At 72.7% G+C, this 17,911-nt stretch carries 19 protein-coding genes; 10 read left to right on the top strand and 9 right to left on the bottom strand.

The genetic code is table 11. The features are described from left to right. Nucleotides 1-11 precede the first annotated feature (11 nt). Nucleotides 12-377, top strand: coding sequence for a biotin/lipoyl-containing protein (locus ACF3NS_RS05825; protein WP_154593819.1), 366 nt, complete (start codon nucleotides 12-14; stop codon nucleotides 375-377). Between the two features lie 188 nt (nucleotides 378-565). Next, complete coding sequence (locus tag ACF3NS_RS05820) at nucleotides 566-1,942, top strand: FAD-binding oxidoreductase (protein WP_392468460.1); 1,377 nt, start codon at nucleotides 566-568, stop codon at nucleotides 1,940-1,942. A gap of 44 nt (nucleotides 1,943-1,986) precedes the next feature. On the opposite strand, the gene ACF3NS_RS05815 is transcribed toward ACF3NS_RS05820, so the two are convergent. The 3 genes from ACF3NS_RS05815 to ACF3NS_RS05805 are packed head-to-tail and all read right to left on the bottom strand — an operon-like array spanning nucleotide 1,987 to nucleotide 4,775. After that, nucleotides 1,987-2,730: a dienelactone hydrolase family protein gene (locus tag ACF3NS_RS05815; protein ID WP_392468457.1), complete on the bottom strand. Its 744-nt coding sequence runs from the start codon at nucleotides 2,728-2,730 to the stop codon at nucleotides 1,987-1,989. Nucleotides 2,731-2,774: 44 nt separating this feature from the next. After that, on the bottom strand, nucleotides 2,775-3,662 hold the full coding sequence (locus tag ACF3NS_RS05810) for an HpcH/HpaI aldolase/citrate lyase family protein (RefSeq protein ID WP_392469086.1): 888 nt from the start codon (nucleotides 3,660-3,662) through the stop codon (nucleotides 2,775-2,777). Then, nucleotides 3,663-4,775, bottom strand: coding sequence for a CoA ester lyase (locus ACF3NS_RS05805; RefSeq protein ID WP_154593822.1), 1,113 nt, complete (start codon nucleotides 4,773-4,775; stop codon nucleotides 3,663-3,665). Between the two features lie 163 nt (nucleotides 4,776-4,938). On the opposite strand from ACF3NS_RS05805, the gene ACF3NS_RS05800 reads away from it, so the two are divergent. Both ACF3NS_RS05800 and ACF3NS_RS05795 read left to right on the top strand, forming a co-directional pair. Beyond that, nucleotides 4,939-5,658: a DsbA family protein gene (locus ACF3NS_RS05800; RefSeq protein ID WP_392468454.1), complete on the top strand. Its 720-nt coding sequence runs from the start codon at nucleotides 4,939-4,941 to the stop codon at nucleotides 5,656-5,658. Nucleotides 5,659-5,667: 9 nt separating this feature from the next. After that, entirely contained in the window at nucleotides 5,668-6,516 is an 849-nt protein-coding gene (locus ACF3NS_RS05795; protein WP_392468452.1) for a cytochrome c biogenesis CcdA family protein, read from the top strand. Here the strand turns inward: ACF3NS_RS05795 and ACF3NS_RS05790 are convergent. After that, a complete protein-coding gene (locus ACF3NS_RS05790; protein WP_288797383.1) occupies nucleotides 6,482-7,333 on the bottom strand; it encodes a LytR C-terminal domain-containing protein in 852 nt (283 codons plus the stop codon). The two genes, ACF3NS_RS05795 and ACF3NS_RS05790, sit on opposite strands and share 35 nt — an antisense overlap. A gap of 187 nt (nucleotides 7,334-7,520) precedes the next feature. Here ACF3NS_RS05790 and ACF3NS_RS05785 point away from each other — a divergent pair, with 187 nt between their 5' ends. Together ACF3NS_RS05785 and ACF3NS_RS05780 are read left to right on the top strand one after the other, a co-directional pair. Further along, a complete protein-coding gene (locus tag ACF3NS_RS05785) occupies nucleotides 7,521-8,474 on the top strand; it encodes a biopolymer transporter Tol (protein ID WP_392468449.1) in 954 nt (317 codons plus the stop codon). 9 nt (nucleotides 8,475-8,483) lie between these two features. Continuing rightward, complete coding sequence (locus tag ACF3NS_RS05780; protein ID WP_288797381.1) at nucleotides 8,484-8,951, top strand: SRPBCC family protein; 468 nt, start codon at nucleotides 8,484-8,486, stop codon at nucleotides 8,949-8,951. Nucleotides 8,952-8,982: 31 nt separating this feature from the next. Here the strand turns inward: ACF3NS_RS05780 and ACF3NS_RS05775 are convergent, their stop codons facing one another. From ACF3NS_RS05775 to ACF3NS_RS05765, 3 genes are read right to left on the bottom strand one after another with little or no spacing between them, the layout of a single operon-like run. After that, complete coding sequence (locus tag ACF3NS_RS05775) at nucleotides 8,983-9,429, bottom strand: hypothetical protein (RefSeq protein ID WP_288797380.1); 447 nt, start codon at nucleotides 9,427-9,429, stop codon at nucleotides 8,983-8,985. A gap of 56 nt (nucleotides 9,430-9,485) precedes the next feature. Continuing rightward, nucleotides 9,486-10,133 carry a histidine phosphatase family protein gene (locus ACF3NS_RS05770; protein WP_288797379.1) on the bottom strand — a complete coding sequence of 216 codons (648 nt, stop codon included), beginning with the start codon at nucleotides 10,131-10,133 and terminating at the stop codon, nucleotides 9,486-9,488. Between the two features lie 17 nt (nucleotides 10,134-10,150). Further along, the gene (locus tag ACF3NS_RS05765; protein WP_195849218.1) at nucleotides 10,151-11,392 is read right to left on the bottom strand and encodes a helix-turn-helix domain-containing protein; all 1,242 of its coding nucleotides are present in this window, start codon (nucleotides 11,390-11,392) and stop codon (nucleotides 10,151-10,153) included. A gap of 141 nt (nucleotides 11,393-11,533) precedes the next feature. On the opposite strand from ACF3NS_RS05765, the gene ACF3NS_RS05760 reads away from it, so the two are divergent. The 3 genes from ACF3NS_RS05760 to ACF3NS_RS05750 are packed head-to-tail and all read left to right on the top strand — an operon-like array spanning nucleotide 11,534 to nucleotide 13,771. Then, complete coding sequence (locus ACF3NS_RS05760) at nucleotides 11,534-12,232, top strand: AzlC family ABC transporter permease (RefSeq protein ID WP_392468444.1); 699 nt, start codon at nucleotides 11,534-11,536, stop codon at nucleotides 12,230-12,232. After that, the gene (locus ACF3NS_RS05755) at nucleotides 12,229-12,540 is read left to right on the top strand and encodes an AzlD domain-containing protein (RefSeq protein WP_392468442.1); all 312 of its coding nucleotides are present in this window, start codon (nucleotides 12,229-12,231) and stop codon (nucleotides 12,538-12,540) included. The genes ACF3NS_RS05760 and ACF3NS_RS05755 overlap by 4 nt, the downstream gene beginning before the upstream one ends. Then, nucleotides 12,482-13,771 carry an MFS transporter gene (locus ACF3NS_RS05750; RefSeq protein ID WP_392468438.1) on the top strand — a complete coding sequence of 430 codons (1,290 nt, stop codon included), beginning with the start codon at nucleotides 12,482-12,484 and terminating at the stop codon, nucleotides 13,769-13,771. The genes ACF3NS_RS05755 and ACF3NS_RS05750 overlap by 59 nt, the downstream gene beginning before the upstream one ends. Nucleotides 13,772-13,803: 32 nt before the next feature. On the opposite strand, the gene ACF3NS_RS05745 is transcribed toward ACF3NS_RS05750, so the two are convergent. Then, nucleotides 13,804-14,466: a hypothetical protein gene (locus tag ACF3NS_RS05745; RefSeq protein WP_154593832.1), complete on the bottom strand. Its 663-nt coding sequence runs from the start codon at nucleotides 14,464-14,466 to the stop codon at nucleotides 13,804-13,806. Between the two features lie 13 nt (nucleotides 14,467-14,479). Beyond that, nucleotides 14,480-15,571 carry a toxic anion resistance protein gene (locus ACF3NS_RS05740; RefSeq protein ID WP_288797374.1) on the bottom strand — a complete coding sequence of 364 codons (1,092 nt, stop codon included), beginning with the start codon at nucleotides 15,569-15,571 and terminating at the stop codon, nucleotides 14,480-14,482. A 227-nt stretch (nucleotides 15,572-15,798) separates the two neighbouring features. On the opposite strand from ACF3NS_RS05740, the gene acs reads away from it, so the two are divergent. Next, a complete protein-coding gene (acs, locus tag ACF3NS_RS05735; RefSeq protein WP_311966631.1) occupies nucleotides 15,799-17,730 on the top strand; it encodes an acetate--CoA ligase in 1,932 nt (643 codons plus the stop codon). Nucleotides 17,731-17,911 lie beyond the last annotated feature (181 nt).

Here is a 17,911-nt window from a genome sequence, read left to right as displayed (position 1 = left end):
GAAGGACTGACATGAAGCTGAAGGTGACCGTCAACGGATCGGTCTACGACGTCGACGTCGAGGTGGAGGAGGAGCCCCGCCCGAGCCTGGGGGCCGTCCTCGTGGGCAGCATGTCCGCCCACGGCGTGGCCCCCACCAGCGCGAAGGCCCCGGCCAGCGCGTCCAACGCCCTCACCGCCAACATCGCGGGCACGGTCGTCAAGGTGCTCGTCGAGGCGGGGCAGGAGGTCAAGGAGGGCGAGACCCTGCTCGTCCTGGAGGCCATGAAGATGGAGACCGAGGTCACGGCCCCCAAGGACGGCCGGATCGCCGCGGTCGACGTGGCCGTGGGCGACGCCGTCCAGGGCGGCCAGGTGCTCGTGGAGTGGGAGGACTGACCTCCTGCGTCGCCTGGTCGACCGGCCACGGACAGCACGGTCCTCGACGCCCACCTGGGGGGCCAGCCGGCGCTCGACGCCTGCACCGCCGTCGTCCCCTGAGTCCCACCGAACGGGGCGGGGCACGAGGCGGTGGCCAGTGTCTCGGCATACGCGCCCATGCCCCGGGAGTGGCTATGGTCTGACCTATGAGCGACATCGCGGCGACCCTGCTCGCGTGCCTCCCGGCGGACGATGTGATCACCGACCCTGACGCGATGGTCGCCTACGCCCGCGACCAGGCCGAGTGGGGCGCGTGGGGTGCTCCGTCCGCCGTGGTGCGCGCCCGGTCGACGGACGAGGTGCAGGCGACCGTGCGCGCCTGCCTGCAGCACGGCACCCCGATCGTCGCGCGCGGCGCCGGCACCGGGCTCTCGGGCGCCGCCAACGCCGAGGCGGGCTGGGTCGTGCTCAGCCTGGAGCGGATGGACCAGGTCCTGGAGGTCAACACGCTGGACCGGCTCGCCGTGGTCCAGCCCGGCGTCATCAACGACCAGCTGCGCGCCGCCGCGGCCGAGCACGGCCTGTGGTACCCGCCGGACCCGGGCAGCGCCCCCTGGTCCACCATCGGCGGCAACGTCGCGACCAACGCCGGCGGCATGTGCTGCGTCAAGTACGGCGTGACCAGGGACTACGTCCTGGCCCTGGAGGTCGTGACGGGCACCGGTGAGGTCGTGCGCGTGGGGCGGCGCACCGCCAAGGGGGTCGTGGGCTACGACCTCGTCGGGCTGCTGACCGGGTCGGAGGGCACGCTCGGCATCATCACCGAGGTCACCGTGCGGCTGCGGCCGGCCCGGGAGCCGGAGCGGACGGTCGCGGGGTTCTTCCCCGACCTGCTGTCGGCGGGACGCGCGGTCACCGCCGCGGCGGAGGCCGGGCTGACGCCGTCGTTGCTGGAGCTCATGGACCGCACCCTGCTGCAGGCCGTCGACGACTGGAAGCACATGGGGCTGACGACCGAGGCGGACACCATGCTGCTCGGCCGCATCGACACCCCCGGCGAGCGCGGCGACGCGGAGGCGGAGACGATGGCCGAGGTGTTCCGGGTCGCCGGGGCGGTCGACGCCGCCGTGGCCGAGGACGCCGAGGAGGGGGAGCTGCTCTTCGCCGCGCGCCGGCTCGCCTACCCCGCCGCCGAGCGGCTCGGCACGATCCTCACCGAGGACGTGTGCGTGCCCAAGGACCAGGTCGTGCCGATGCTGGAGCGCATCCAGGAGATCGGCCGCCGCCACGGCACCACGATCGCCAACGCCGCCCACGCCGGCGACGGCAACCTGCACCCGCTGCTCGTGACCGAGCCCGGCAACACCGAGCAGCTCGGCCGGGCGCACCGGGCGTTCGGCGAGATCATCGCGGCCTGCCTCGAGCTCGGCGGCACCATCTCCGGCGAGCACGGCGTGGGCACCCTGAAGCGGGACGGGCTGCACGCCGAGCTCGGCGAGCCGGTCGTGGACCTGCACCGGGCGATCAAGGCGGCGCTCGACCCGCACGGAATCATGAATCCCGGCAAGGTCTTTCGCCCCTGAAAGCCTGACCGAGGCAGCGCTCGGACGAGCCGTAGGGTGACGGTTCAGGCCTCGTCGAAGACCTGCAGCAGCGCCTCCCAGTGCCGCGCGGTGGCGCGCTCGTCATACGCAGGCAGGTCACTCATCGTGAACCCGTGCCTGACGCCGGCATAGATCTCGCCCTCGTAGTCGCAGTCGGCCTCCTCGGCGGCCAGCCGCAGGCGCTCGATCTGCGCGCTCGTCATGCCGGGGTCCTCGTCGGCGAACCCGAAGTAGATCCGCGCCTCCACGTCGGGCAGGACGTGGTGCGGGCTGTCGGGGCCGTCGGTCACGAGGCGTCCGGCGTGGAAGCCGCAGATCGCCGCCACGTCGCCGGGGCACTGCGCCGCCAGCCGCAGCGCCAGGCCTCCCCCCATGCAGTAGCCCACGACGCGCACGTCGTCGTCGGCCACGTCGTCGCGCGCCCGACAGTGCTCGAGGTAGGCCGGGCCGTCGGCCCGCCACCGGTCAGGGGTCAGGCTCGCCAGCAACCCGGTGATGGCCGTATGCCGCTCCTCACCCCGCTCGGCGGCCAGCAGCGAGGGGTCGAGCAACGGCTGCCGCCCCGTGCGGTAGTAGACGTTGGGGGCGAGCACGACATAGCCGTCGTCCGCCAGGCGTTCGGCCATCTCGCGCAGGCGCGGCCGCAGCCCGATGGCGTCCATGATCATCAGCACCGGCGGGTGCGGTCCCTCCCCGGCCGGACGGGCGAGGTACGCGTCGCACACCCCGTCGGGCATCGGCAGGTCCAGCTCCTCGAACACGGCCATGGTGACAGCCTGTCACGAGCACACCCCGGCAGCACCTCGGCGGGCTAGCTGGCGTCCGCCTCGAGCGCGGTGACCGCCTCGTGCATGGTCAGCACCCGCCTTGCTGACTCGACGTGGAGGTTCTCGATCATCTTGCCGTTGTAGGTGACGACGCCCGAGCCCTTGCCGTCCTCCCACGCCTGCAGGATGCCGCGGGCTTCCTCGACGGCCTGCTCTGACGGGGCGAAGGCCTCGTTGGCGCCCGCGACCTGCCCGGGGTGGACCAGGGTCTTGCCGTCGAAGCCCAGCTGCCGACCCTGGGTGCACTCCGCCAGGAAGCCCTCGGTGTCCTTCACGTCGTTGTAGACGCCGTCCAGGATCACCTTGCCCGCGGCGCGGGCGCCGAGCAGCGCGAGCCCGAGCCCGGCCAGCAGCGGCTGACGGCCGGGCACGTGCTCGGCATACAGCTCCTTGACCAGGTCGTTGGTGCCCATGACGAGCACGCTGAGCCGCTCGGACGCCGAGGCGATCTCCTCGACGCGCAGCATCGCGCCCGGGGTCTCGACCATGGCCCACAGCGTGGTCCGCGCGGGGGCCCCGGCGGCCTCCATGGCGCCCACGAGCGAGCGCACCTCGTCCGCCGATCCGACCTTGGGCACGACGATCGCGTCGGGCCCGGCCGCGGCGACGGCGCGCAGGTCCTCGTCGTGCCACGGCGTGCCGATGCCGTTGATGCGGATGGTGAGCTCGCGACGGCCGTACTCCCCCGACCGCGCCGCGTCGCACGCGGCCTCGCGCGCGGCCTCCTTGGCGTCGGGCGCTACGGCATCCTCGAGGTCCAGGATCAGCGCGTCGCACGGCAGGGTCTTGGCCTTGTCCAGCGCGCGGGCATTGGAGGAGGGCATGTAGAGAACCGACCGGCGGGGGCGGAAGGCGTTGTCAGCCACGATGATTCACTTCTCCTGCGCATCGGGCGCGTCGATGGCGGTGGAGGCGGCGCGGGCCTCGGCATACGCGCTCCTGAGGTCGGGGTCGATCGCGGCGAGCTGCTCGGCGAGCTCGACCATGACCAGGCACTGCTTGAGCGAGGCGTCGTCCTCCATCTTGCCGTCGACCATGACGGCGCCGGTGCCGTCGCCCATCGCCTCCTTGACCTGGTAGGCGTGGGCGATGTCCTCGACGGACGGGCTGAAGACGCGCTTGGCGATCTCGATCTGCTTGGGGTGCAGGGTCCAGGTGCCGACGCAGCCGAGCAGGAAGGCGTTGCGGAACTGGTCCTCGCAGGCCACGACGTCGGTGATGTCCCCGAACGGCCCGTAGTAGGCGTAGATCCCGTGCATCGCGCAGGCGTCGACCATGCGGGCGATCGTGTAGTGCCACAGGTCCTGCTGGTAGGTGCTGCGGTCGGCGTCGATCTGGGAGGTGCCGTCGGCGCCGCGCGGCGGGTCCTGGCGCACGAGGTAGCCCGGGTGGCCGCCGCCGACGCGCGTCGTCTTCATCCGGCGGTCCGCGGCGAGGTCGGCCGGGCCGAGCGAGATGCCCTGCATGCGCGGGGAGGCGCCGCAGATCTCCTCGACGTTGGCCATGCCGCGCGCGGTCTCGAGGATCGCGTGGACGAGGATCGGTCGCTGCAGCCCGGCCTTGGCCTCGAGCTGGGCCAGGAGGCGGTCGACGTAGTGGATGTCCTCGGCGCCCTGCACCTTGGGGACCATGACCACGTCGAGCTTGTCACCGATCTCGGCGACGAGGGTGGTGACGTCGTCGAGGAACCACGGCGAGTCCAGCGCGTTGAGCCGTGTCCAGAGCTGGGTCGGCCCGAAGTCGGTCGCCCTGCCGATGTCGACCAGCCCCTGCCGCGCAGCCTCCTTGTTGTCCGCCTTGACGGCGTCCTCGAGGTTGCCGAGCAGAACGTCGACCTGGCCCGCCATCGCCGGGATCTTGGCCGCCATCTTGGCGTTGCTCGGGTCGAAGAAGTGGATCGCCCGCGACGGTCGGGCCGGGATCTCCCGCAGGGGGGCCGGGGCACCCACGGCGAGGGGGGTGAAGAAGTCCTTGGCGTTGCGCATGACGCGGACGCTAGCAGCGAGGGCGGACAGACCGGTATGACGGACGCCACTGCCCGGTCCCGCCCGCCCGCCCGACCGCCCGTGCGCCCGTGAGCCCCAGCCGCGGGCCTGTCGGTGCCACCGCCTATCCTGTGGACTGCCATCGACCGGGGAGGCTCCACCCATGTCCAGCGAGTCCACGCGCAGCCGCGAGGTCACGGTGCTCGCCGTGCTGCTCGCGGTGGCCGTCGTCATCATCGGGATGCTCCTGATGCGTCCGTCCGCGACGACACCCGCACCGTCGTCCGGTGCGCCCTCGGCCGCGCCCAGCACCCGCGGCACGGTCAAGGACACCGCCCGCCGGCTGCCGGGCGACCCGATGGCGCTCGGCCGGGTCGACGCGCCGGTCGTGATGGTGGAGTACGCCGACTACGCCTGCCCCTTCTGCGCGACGTTCGCGCTCGAGACCCAGCCCGCGCTGGTCAAGAAGTACGTCGACGCCGGAGTCCTGCGCATCGAGTGGCACGACCTCGTGATCTTTGGCGAGAAGTCCCAGCGGGCAGCGCAGGCCGCCCGGGCGGCGGGCGCGCAGGGGAAGTTCTGGGAGTTCCACCACGCGCTGTTCGCCGCCTCCCCCGGCTCCGGGCACCCCGACCTCACCGACGACAGGCTCGTCGGCTTCGCCACGGCCGCGGGGGTGCGCGACCTCCCGGCCTTCCACAAGGCCATGACGTCCTCCGCCGTCGAGGAGGCCGTCGGGCGCGAGACCCAGGTCGCCCGGCAGCTGGGCGCCACGAGCACGCCGGTCTTCGTGATCAACGGCACCCCGGTGGTGGGCGCACAGCCGGCCGAGGTGTTCACACAGGTCATCGACCGGGCCGCGGCCGCCGCGACGCAGGGCTGAGCCGCGCCCGTGACGGACGTCGGCCTGCTGGGCGCCCTGCTCGGAGGGCTCCTCTCACTGGTCAGCCCGTGCTCAGCGTTGCTGCTGCCGTCGTTCTTCGCCCTTGCCTTCGAGCGCCCGCTGGTGCTGCTGCGCCGCGTGGCCGCGTTCTACCTCGGGCTGGTGCTCGTCCTCGCGCCCCTCGGGGCGGGCGTCGGCGCGGTGGGCAGCCTGCTCACCGTCCACCGCACGACCGCGACCCGGGTGGGTGGCCTGGTCGTCATCGCCCTCGGGCTGCTCATGGCCCTGGGCGGCGGCTTCGAGCTCGGGGCGGCCCAGCGCGCCAAGGGCCGCCTCCACCTCGGGCCGGCCTCCTCCGCCGTGTCGGTCGTGGCGCTCGGCGCGCTCTACGGCCTGTCGGGATTCTGCTCCGGGCCGTTGCTCGGGTCGATCCTCACCCTGTCGATGACGGGCGGTTCCCCGGCATACGGCGCCGCGCTCATGGCCACCTATGCCGCCGGTATGACGATCCCCCTGGCCGTCCTCGCGCTGCTGTGGGACCGGGCGGGGCTGCGTGACCGGCGCTGGCTGCGGGGCCGCCCGGTCGCGCTCGGGCCGGTGCGCACGCACACGACGAGCCTGCTCGCCGGCGGCGTCTTCGTGCTGATCGGCGTGACCTTCGTGCTCAGCGACGGCACGACCCTGCTGCCGGCCCTCACGGACAGCGGCACGCAGCTGGCCTGGCAGTCGAGCGTGCAGGCCTGGCAGGAGCGGGTCACGGACCTGCACGTGCTGCTCGCCGTCGCGCTCGTCGCGCTGGTCGTGCTGGCGGTGCGGCTCGTGCTCAGCTCGCGCAGGGCCGCGAGACGGTCGGGATGACCTTGGGCGGCTCCGGGGGGACGGGCGGGACCTGGTCCTTCGGGGTGAGGCCCTTCCACTTCATGCCGAGCAGCAGGTCGACCGTGGCGTCCGCGCGGTCGTCCCGCAGCAGGGTGCTGCCGGGCACGTGCTGCTGCACGAGCTTGGCGTTCAGGTCGCCGTTCTCGCCGTAGCGGATGACCGCGACCTCGGTGACCCACGACTTCTGCGGGTCGGCGGAGACGCCGCCCTGCTTGAAGCCGCGCGCGACCATCTCGCTCATGGTGTTGGTGGCGAGATTCTCGTAGTAGGTCGTGTTGTAGACGTTGAGGGTGAACTGCCCGGGACGGGCCGGCGGACGCGGGGGGCGGGGCGCGAGACCCGTGAACTCCGTGCCGACCACGACGTCCACGGAGGTGTCGAAGCGCTCCGTCAGCTCGACCATGCGAGCCCCGGGGACCTGCTGCTGGACGAGCAGGGCCTGGTCGTACCCCCTGCGGCCGTAACGGATCTCCCCCGCCGGGGTGACCGCCCGCAGCTCGGTGTCGTTGCCCAGCCGACCGGCCCTGAACCCACGCTTGGCCAGCTCGACGTGGACGGGGCCGGCGACGCCCGACCGGCCGGAGGCGTTGAGGACGTTGATGACGAAGGACGCGCGCGCGGGCGCGGGGACCACGGTGGGCTGGCAGGCGACCTTCTGCGGGCCGTCCAGCCACCCCATGCCGGCGGCGCTGCCCACGCCGGCGGTGGCGATCAGCACGGCGGGGAAGGTCACGAAGGCCGTGACGCGACGGCGACGACGGCGACGCATCCGCTCTGCATCGGTCAGCTGGTGCATGCCGTTGACCCCCCGGAGTCTCTCGGGACCGGCCCGGCGGCGCGTGCGCGGAACGGTCGGTGGTGCCACAGTGGCGGGTGTGACGAGACGATTGTCCTGCGCTCCGGCGGCCACGGGAGGGCCTTGCTGACGGCGTGACCATTCCGTGTCCAACTCGTCATCGTCTGTCAATCAAAGGGGAACTTTGGTGGTTGTGGCTCCGCCCTTCGGCAGATCACTCCTGCCCGGCCAGCGCAGCGTCGTCTGGCTCCACGACGTCGTCGAGGACACCCGCAGCGTCCTGCTCGAGAGCGACGAGCTCGTCCTCGAGGCACCGAGCTTCGCCCCGGACGGGCGGCACCTGGTCCTCAACGCGGCCGGCCGTCTGCGCACGCTGCCGCTGACCCGCTCGCTCCACGCCGCGGGACCGCTCACCGAGGTCGACACCGGCTCGATCCACGACGCCAACAACGACCACCTCGTCTCTCCCGACGGACGCCACCACCTGCTCACGGCGGACGGTCACGTCTATCGCGTGCCCTGGCAGGGCGGCGAGCCGCGACGCCTCACGCCAGAGTCTGGCGAGGAGCCGCTTCGCTACTACCTGCACGGCCAGAGCCGGGACGGCCGCGTGCTCGCGCTGACGGTGCTGAGCGGCCGGCTGGGCAGCGGAGACGTCATACGGACCAATGTCGGGCTGCTGGACCTGGACCGAGGCGAGCTGACCCGGCTCACCGACACCACCGCCTGCGACGGCGTCGAGCTCGGGCCGGGCGGGCCCGGCGAGGGGCACGACGACCGGGTGTGGTTCAACAGCGAGCTGCGAGCGACCCGACCCGGCCACTCCCAGGTGTACCGCATGCGCCCCGACGGGAGCGACCTCGAGCAGATCACGTACGACGAGCGGGTCAGCTGGTTCCCGCACCCCTCGCCGGACGGGAGGTGGCTCGCCTACCTCGCCTACGAGCCCGGGGTCGAGCAGCACCCGCCCAACCTGCCCGCGCAGATGCGGCTCCTCGACCTGGCCGACCACCGCGTGGGCACACCCGCCCTGCCGGTCCGGGTGCTCGCCGACATCTTCGGCGGGCAGGGCGCCACCAACGTCAACGGCTGGGCGCCGGACTCGCGGCACCTGGCGTATGTCGACCACCCCCGTGGGTAAGGGGACCCCATGACCGATGACAAGAAGATCACCGTCCAGCGGACCATCGACGCGTCGGCCAAGGACCTCTTCGACGTCCTGACGCTGCCGTCTCGCCACGCCGAGATCGACGGCTCCGGCTTCGTGCGCAGCGACTCCAAGGCCGACCGCATCACCGCCAACGGCCAGGTGTTCACGATGAACATGCACGGCGACCACATGGGCGGCGACTACCAGACCGACAACCACGTCACGGGCTACGTCGACAACAAGCTCGTGGCCTGGCAGACCGCCCCCGCCGGCACCGAGCCCAAGGGCTGGGAGTGGGTGTGGGAGCTCGAGCCGCAGGGCCAGGACAGCACCCTCGTGACCCTGACCTACGACTGGAGCAAGGTCACGGACACGCAGCTCCTGCAAAAGATCCACTTCCCGCTCGTCCCGCAGCACGACCTCGAGGAGTCCCTCGAGAAGCTCGCGGGCGCCGTCGCCGGCAGCTGAGGCGGCGGGCCGAGCGCGTCCACCCGGGTGGTCAGCCCTCGCGGCTGACCACCCGGGTGATCCGGAGGGGCTTGCCCTGCATGCAGGTCGTCGCGACACCCTTGGCCTCGTGCCCCTCGACGGTCACCCGGTCGCCGACCGCGAGCCCGCCGCCCATGGGCTGGTAGGTCTCGCCGGTGCCCTGGTCGGTCAGGACCAGACAGCGGGGCTCGACGCCCTCGGTCACCACGCCGGTGACCCTGAGCGTCGGGGTGGGCTTGCCGTGGTCCGAGACGTCGGTCGTGGGGACGAGCGGCGAGGTCATGGTGCCTCCCGGGCTGGTGGGGGTGCTGGTGCTGGTCGTGCTGGACGGGCTGGTCGTGCTGGTGGGGGTGCTTGTCGCCGGGGGCGAGGCCGTGCCGGAGCCGCAGGCGGTGAGGACGAGCAAGAGGATCGCCGTGCCGACGGCGGCAGCGGCAGGGCGGGTGGGCGTCGTCATACCTCGTATGACGCCCCGCCGCAGACGGGCGTTCCGGCACGGCGCTCCGACGGGGGTCACGCGGTGGGACCGTCGTTGGCCTCGTCGCCGGGCTGCTCGCCCCCCGCCGGGTCACCCTCCCAGGTCAGGCAGGTCCAGCCGAGGTCAGGCCCGCCCTCGAGCACGATGATGCCGGTGTTGCTGATGAGCCGGTCGGCGAGGAACTCCCCTGTCAGGTTGGCGCACCGCATCGCGGTCCAGAGCCGCAGCACGGCGCCGTGGCTGACCACGACGGGGCACTCGGCGCCGGAGTCCGCCACCTCCTTCACCGCCGCGTCGAACCTGCCGAGGACCTCGTGGCCCGACTCCGCGCCCGGCATCGCGGCGTCGAGGTCGCCCCGTGCCCAGGCATAGAGCACCTCGAGGTAGGTGCGCACCGCCTCGCGGTCCCCCCGCATCTCGATGTCACCCGCGGCGATCTCGCGCAGGTCGTCCAGCTGGATCGGCGTGAGGCCGCGAGCGGCCGCGAGCGGCGCAGCGGTCTGATGGGTGCGCATCAGGCTGGAGACGTAGATCGCGTCCACGGGCTCGTGCGCGAGCGCCGGGACCACGGCCTGCGCCTGCTCGCGACCCCGGTCGGTGAGGTCCGCCCCGGGACGCGCGGTGTCCAGCAGGCCCGCGACGTTGGACGTGGTCTGGCCGTGGCGGACGAGGATGAGACGCATAGGTCGCACGGTACAGCTCAGGGGGTGGAGACCTCGTCATACAGCTGCCAGGCCGCCCTCGCCCCCTCGGCGTCCCCCGCCAAGGTCAGGTCCCTGGCTGCGGACAGGGCCTCGAGCGCCACCTCCTCGGGGTCGTCCGCGGTCTGCAGGACACGAGCGCGGTCCAGGCGCAGCCGCCCCCGGGCCAGCCCCGCCAGCCCGGGGAGGCGCAGCGCGTCGTCCAGCACCCGGCGCGCTTCGGACAGACGGCCGTGCTGCTCGTGCCACTGCGCCTCGGTCCGCGCGAGGTCCGCCAGCTCGTCCGTGCAACCCAGCCAGCTCAGGTGCTGGCGCGCCAGGGTGATCAGCTCGGGCACGTCGTCGTCCACCCGACGGCTCACCCTCATCCAGCACGTCGCCCCGACGAAGCGAGCCCAGTCACGGTGGTCGACGTCCGGGTTGATCTCGGTCGCGGCGAGCTGATGCCACCGCAACCCGCCGCGCACGTCGCCGCCCTCGAAGGCGTGCGTGCCGATGGTCCACGCGACCAGGCCCCCGAGGTGGGTGCCCGCGAGCCGGTGGTGCAGCGTCTCGAGCTCGACGACCAGGCCGTCACCGGGCAGCACGTGCGTGGCCAGCGCCGCGATCACGGCCTCAGCCCGCAGGGCCGGGTCCCCGACGTCGGCGCTCGCCTCGAGCGCCCGGTGGGCGTGGTGCGTGGCCGCGGTGCGGTCGGCCGCCCGGCGGCTCGTCTTGCTGGCCAGCGTGTGTGCCTCCGCCGCCAGGGAGGGCTGCGACTGGACCCAGGGATGCTCCGTGAGCGACGTCGCCGCCTCCGCCGCCGCGGCGTAGTCGCCCGTCCGCATCAGTGCCCTGACCTCGATGATCGTCATGGCCCACCACATCTCGGGACGGTCGTGGCCGAGAGCCAGCTCGGCGGCCCGGCGCGCCTCGGGCGCCAGGTCCTCCGCCGGCGATCCCGAGCGCATCCGCCCGACCCGGGACGCGAGGGCTGCCAGGTCTGCCGTGGACACCTCGGGCACCTCCTCGTCGTGCCGTCCCTGCCCCCAGGACCCACCCGCCAGGTAGCCGCGGGGCAGGTCCAGCCGCCGCTCGAACAACGACGTGAGCCGGGGCGTCGGCTCGCGACGGCCCGCCTCGAGGTGGGACACATAGCTGATCGACAGGTCCTGCCCGGCGAGCTCGCCCTGGGACATGCCGGCCTCGAGCCGGGCACGCCGCAACCGGCTCGCGAAGGAGGTCTCGTCGGCGTCCGTCACGGCACCTCCTCCTGTCCGCGGACGGGGCACACCCGGGCCGCACCTGTCAACCACCTTGACACTACGGTCAACAGCCGCCGCTGTCATCCCACGACACGGTCGCGTGCACCCGGGCCGGCGCCTGTGTGCGAGGGTGCCGCCATGCCCGCCATGCCCGCGATGACGCCCGCCGTGCGCATGGGTCTGTCCATCGCGGCGGCGACCGGGCTCTACGGCCTGTCCTTCGGCGCGCTGGGGGTGGGCGCAGGGCTCAGCGTCTGGCAGACCTGCGCGCTGTCGCTGCTGATGTTCACCGGCGGGTCGCAGTTCGGGTTCATCGGCGTCGTCGGTGCGGGCGGCTCGACCGTGACGGCGCTGTCGACCGCCGCGCTGCTGGGTGTCCGCAACGCGCTGTACGGCATACAGATGAATGCCCTGCTCAAGCCTCCGTGGCCGCTGCGCCCCCTGCAGGCGCACGTCACCATCGACGAGTCCACCGCCACGGCCGTCGCCCAGGAGGGCGACGCCGACGAGACCCGGCGAGGCTTCTGGGCCGCCGGGCTCGGCATCTACGTCCTGTGGAACTGCTTCACCCTCGTCGGGGCCCTGCTCGGCGACGCCATCGGCGACCCCGGGACCTACGGACTGGACGGGGCCGCGGTGGCGGGCTTCCTCGGCCTGCTGTGGCCCCGCCTGCGGCACCGCGAGGGCCGCGCCGTGGCGGTGGTCTGCGCCCTCGCCACGGTCCTCGCGACCCCCGCGCTGCCCTCCGGGCTGCCGATCATCCTGGCCGCAGCCGTCGCGCTGGTCATCGCCCTGGCCACCCGGCGCCGCGCGGGGGCGCAGGGAGAGCCCGCATGAGCCTCACCGCCGCCGTTCTGCTCGCAGCCCTCGTCTGCTACCTCACCAAGCTGTCCGGCTATCTCGTGCCCAGCCACCACCTCGAGCACCCCCTCGTCGCCCGGATCGCTGCGACCATGACCGTCGGCCTGCTGGCGGCCCTGGTCGCCGCCAACACCTTCGTGACCGGCCGCGCGATCGTCGTCGACGCCCGCCTGGGCGCCCTCGCCGTGGCTGCCGTGGCCCTCGCGCTTCGACTACCCTTCATCGTTGTCGTCATCCTGGGCGCCGCCGCTGCCGCCCTCCTCCGTCACCTCGGGATCGGGTAGCCCTCTGTCGTCGTTCACCTCCGCCTACGGGGTCCTCTTCCGGATCCCCGGGGCGCGCCGCTTCATGCTGACCGCGTACCTCGCGCGCTTCGGCGCCGCGATGATGGGCGTCAGCATCATCGCCATGCTCTCCACCCGCCGCGGGTCCTACGGCCTCGCGGGGGCCATCTCCTCGGTCGGCCTCGTCGGCATGGCCCTCGCCGGCCCCTCCATCGGCCGTCTCATCGACCGCCACGGCCAGCGGCGGGTCGCCCTGCCCCTCGGCCTCGTGTCGGTCGGGGCGCTCGGCATACTGCTCGTCGCCACCCGCCTCGACGCACCCGTCTGGCTGCTGGTGCTCGCCAACCTCGGCAACGCCGTGATGCCGCAGGTCGGCACCCTGGTCCGGGCCCGGTGGGCGCACCTGCTCGGCGGCGACCCCCGCTCGCTGCACACGGCCAACTCCTTCGAGCAGGTCGCCGAGGAGTCCTGCTTCATGCTCGGGCCCGCCCTCGGCGGCGCGCTCGCCACGCTGGTCTTTCCCGAGGCGGGCCTGCTCGTCGCGCTCGTGCTGTATGCCGTCGGCGTCGTCGGCCTCACCGTCCAGACCTCCACCGAGCCACCGATCCACGAGGTGCACGAGCACCACGCGGGCCGCGCCTGGCGGGCGCCCGGCCTGCTGCTGCTCGCCGTGACGCTGGCGCTGACCGGCGCGATCTTCGGGTCGATGGACATCGTGACGCTGGCGTTCGCGGAGGCGCACGACGCCAAGTCCTTCGGCGGGGTCGCGCTCGGGATGTTCGCCGGCGGCTCGCTGATCGGGTCGCTCGTGTATGGCGCCCTGCCCATCACCGGGGCCATCGCCAGGCGCCTGCGCTGGGGCACGGCGGCGATGTTCGTGCTGCTGCTGCCGGTGCTGCTGGTCGACCACGTGTGGACCTTCGCGCTGGTCGCGCTCGTCGCGGGTGGCGCGATCGCCCCCACGCTGATCACCTCGACGATGCTCGCCCAGCGGCTCGTGCCGCCGTCGCAGATCAACGAGGGGATGACCATCGTGATGACCGGCCTGCTCCTCGGGGTGTCCGCGGGCTCCTTCGCCGGAGGGTCGGCGGTCGAGACGCTCGACGCCTCACGGGCCTTCCTGGTGCCGTGCGGGGCGGCGCTGGTGGCGTTCGTGCTGGCCCTGGTCGGCGGTGGCCGGGTGTCGCGGGCCGAGCGCCGCGCGCTGTCGTTGTGGGGATCGCCAGGCTGATCCCCTACCCCCGGTAGTCACATCGACCGGCCTTAGTCCCCCAGGCTGATGCCCCTACCCCCGGTAGGTCCGTCGTGGTGGAACTTCTCCTCCAGGAAGCGGCCCTGGTCGGTCAGGGTCTGCGCGTCGCCCGCATAGATGGCGCTCTGCACCGAGCCCAGCCGCTGCTCCAGCACCTGCATCTGGTGGGTCAGCTCCTCCGCCGGCGTGCGCCCCTCGCCGCCGTCCGCCTCGCGGGCATAGCTGGCCGGCAGGTTGAGATAGGCCTGCAACGAGGTCGGCAGGTAGTCGCGCACCGTCCGCTGCACCACGTGCAGGTCGTCCGGCGAGGTGGCGAGCTGCTCTGCACGCTGCAGGATGTCGCGCAGCACGGCCACGACGCGGTGGAACGCGAGGTAGCCCTCCTCGGGGAGCCGGTTGGCGGACCGGTCGGTCTGGTCGACGAGCCGCTGCAGGTCGGTGCGCAGGTCGACGATCAGCGCCTGCGTGGCCTGGGTGCCGGTGGCGAGACCTCCCCGTCCCCGAGCGCCGGGGGCGACGGCCGCGCCGACGGCATACAGCCCGACGACGGCGGCGGGCCACCAGTCACCGGCCAGGTGCGTCGGCACCGTGACGGCGGCTGCGCCGAGCCCGAGCACGGATCCGACGATGTTCTTGGTGGACGCGAGGTAGCGCGTCAGAGCGTTGCCAGCCACGACCCCAGCCTAGTCACGGTCGCCGCTGGTCCAGGGCGCTGCGCGTCTCGTCCTCCGCGGCCTCGCCCCGGGTGCGGGCCGCGTCGGCCTCGTCGAGGGCGGCGTAGACCTCGCCGAAGGCGCTCTTGAGGCGGGCGATGGCGTCCGGCGAGCCGGAACCAGCCGTCGAGCGCATGGTCCGGGCCGAGTCGTCGAGCATCTCCGCAGACCGACGGTCCATGTCCTGCACCCCCTCGACGGTGCGCCGCTGCCCCGAGACCGCCCCCGAGACGACCACGGCGGTCCGCAGGGCCGCCAGGGTCGTGGTCGCCGCCCGGTCGATGCCCTGCACGAGCAGCTCGTTGTTGGACCGGACCAGGTCCAGCGCGAGGTAGCCCTGCGTGCACACCGCGAGGTGGGTCAGCAGGTCCTGGTGCTTCTGGCGCGCGGCATGCTGCACCTGGTCCCGCAGGACCCGGGCGCGGGCGGGGTCGGACGCCTCGAGCCCCGGCAGCACGCGCCCGAGCTCCTCGTCGATGGCACCGGCGAGCACGGAGTACTCCTGGAGCTGACCCATCAGCCGCCACAGGTTGGCCCGCTCGCCCGCCACCGCCGCGTTGTCCTTGCGCAGCTCGTCCTGCTGGGTGCGCAGCGACAGGATGAGCATGTTGATGCGGTCCTGGCTCGCGTAGTAGCGCTCGACGTAGTCCGCGACCCGGTCCCCCATCGGCACCAGCCCGAGGAGCTTGCGCGCCGGCTTGTCCAGGTCGGCGGGGTCCAGCGCCTCGACCTCCTGGCGGAGGCGCACGAGCTGCTCCCCCGCCACCTGCTCCGGACCACCCTGACGCACCCCCACCGAGCCCGAGCGGGCGCGCCGGTCGAGCATGCGCGAGGACAGCTGCGAGGACGCCTTGACCTCGGCGTCGCCCATCGTCGTGATGTCCCGCACCCGCTGGTCGATCGCGGGCGAGTGCACGTCCAGGGTGAGCAGCTGCTGCACGAAGCCCGCGGCGTTGCGGCGCAGCGCCTCCGCCACGGCGGGTTCGACGGCCACGGCCGCGGCGGCCTGCTGCGGCGTCACCTCGGCGACGGGCTCGGGCGCCGCCAGCGGGGTCGGCTCGGTCATGGGCTGCTCCTGTCGTCGACGCGCGCTCTGCCGGCACTCTGCCCCATCATGCCCGTATGACGGCGGCCCCTCGTGCGGCGCTGCTGCGGCATACGGCCGGTCGACCGCCCGGCGACGGCCACCGACCACCCGACGACGACCGTCGCATCGCCGGCCGGTGACCTGGCACCGGCGGGCGATATGAGGTTGGCTGGGAGCAACCGTCCCGACTCGAGGAGGAGCCGACCGTGTCCGACCACACCACGCAGGAGTTCCCGCCGGACCCCGCCTTCACGGAGCAGGCGGTCGGGCAGGCCGAGCTGTTCGCCCAGGCGGACGCCGACCCCGAGGGCTTCTGGGCCGACCAGGCGCGCCGGTACGTCACGTGGAGCAAGGACTTCACCGAGGTGCTCGACTGGAGCAACGCGCCGTTCGCGCGGTGGTTCGCCGACGGCGAGCTCAACGTCGCCCACAACTGCGTGGACCGGCACGTCGAGGCCGGCCACGGCGAGCGGGTCGCCATCCACTTCGAGGGTGCCGAGGGTGACACCCAGACGATCACGTATGCCGAGCTGCAGCGCCGCGTGTGCCAGGCGGCCAACGCGCTCACCGAGCTGGGCGTCGCGACCGGCGACCGGGTGGCGATCTACCTGCCGATGATCCCCGAGGCGATCGTGTCGATGCTGGCCTGCGCCCGCCTCGGGGCGCCGCACTCGGTGGTGTTCGGGGGGTTCTCGGCCGACGCGATCCGCTCCCGCGTCGCCGACGCCGAGGCCCGCGTGGTCATCACCGCCGACGGCCAGCACCGCAAGGGCAAGGTGGCCCCGCTCAAGGCCGCCGTCGACCAGGCCGTCTCGGGCGAGGACTCCCCCGTCGAGCACGTGCTCGTCGTGCGCCGCACCGGAGGCGACGTCGACTGGTCCGACAAGGACGTGTGGTGGCACGACCTCGTCGACCGGCAGAGCGACCGGCACGAGGCGCAGCCCATGCCTGCCGAGCACCCGCTCTACATCCTCTACACCTCCGGCACGACCGGGAAGCCCAAGGGCATCCTGCACACCTCGGGCGGCTACCTGACCCAGGCGGCCTACACCAACGCCGTCGTCCACGACGTCCACCCGGAGTCCGACGTCTACTGGTGCACTGCCGACATCGGTTGGGTCACCGGTCACTCCTACCTCGTCTACGGCCCGCTCGCCAACGGCGCGACCCAGGTCGTCTACGAGGGCACCCCCGACCACCCGCACCAGGGTCGCTGGTGGGAGATCATCCAGAAGTACGGCGTCACGATCCTCTACACCGCCCCCACGGCGATCCGCACCTGCATGAAGTGGGGCGCCGAGATCCCGGCGAAGTACGACCTATCCTCGCTGCGGGTCCTCGGCTCGGTGGGTGAGCCCATCAACCCCGAGGCGTGGCTCTGGTACCGCAAGAACATCGGCGGCGACCGCTGCCCGATCGTCGACACCTGGTGGCAGACCGAGACCGGCGCGATCATGATCAGCCCGCTGCCGGGCGTCACGTCGCTCGAGCCGGGCTCCGCGCAGCGGCCGATCCCCGGCATCAGCGCCGAGATCCTCGATGACGCCGGCGAGCCGTTCACCGAGGCCGAGAAGGTCGGCTACCTCGTGCTCACCAAGCCCTGGCCGTCGATGCTGCGCGGCCTCTGGGGCGACCCGGAGCGCTACAAGGACACCTACTGGAGCCGGTTCGGCGACAAGTACTACTTCGCCGGGGACGGCGCGAAGTACGACGACAAGGGCAACATCTGGCTGCTCGGGCGGGTCGACGACGTCATGAACGTGTCCGGGCACCGGCTGTCGACCGCCGAGATCGAGTCGGCCCTGGTGTCGCACCCGTCGGTCGCCGAGGCCGCCGTGGTCGGCGCGGCGGACGACACGACGGGGCAGGCCGTGTGCGCCTTCGTCATCCTGCGCGAGGGCGCGGAGCAGAGCGACTCCACGGTCGAGGAGCTGCGCTCGCACGTTGCCAAGGAGATCAGCCCGATCGCCAAGCCCAAGTCGGTGATGATCGTGTCCGAGCTGCCCAAGACCCGCTCCGGCAAGATCATGCGGCGCCTGCTCAAGGACGTCGCCGAGGGCCGAGAGATCGGTGACGCGACGACCCTGACGGACGCCTCGGTGATGGACTTCATCAAGCAGGGCATGTCCCAGCGCTGACCTGCCCTGAGCCGGCGCGGAGTGCGGGGACGAGGACCGTGGGTGGACCGGGCACCCGCTCCACGGCCTCCGTCTCGACGTCTTAGCCCAGCATGACCGACGACGCGCGACCGCCCCGGCCACCGCCGGGGCGGTCGCGCGGCGACGACGTGGGCGGTCGTGCGTCGAGGTCGTCGACCAT

It is taken from the genome of Arsenicicoccus cauae, from assembly GCF_043162025.1.
Classification (GTDB): Bacteria; Actinomycetota; Actinomycetes; order Actinomycetales; family Dermatophilaceae; genus Arsenicicoccus; species Arsenicicoccus cauae.
Note: the sequence above shows the minus strand (reverse complement) of the source record. Positions and strands in the feature narration are given on the sequence as shown.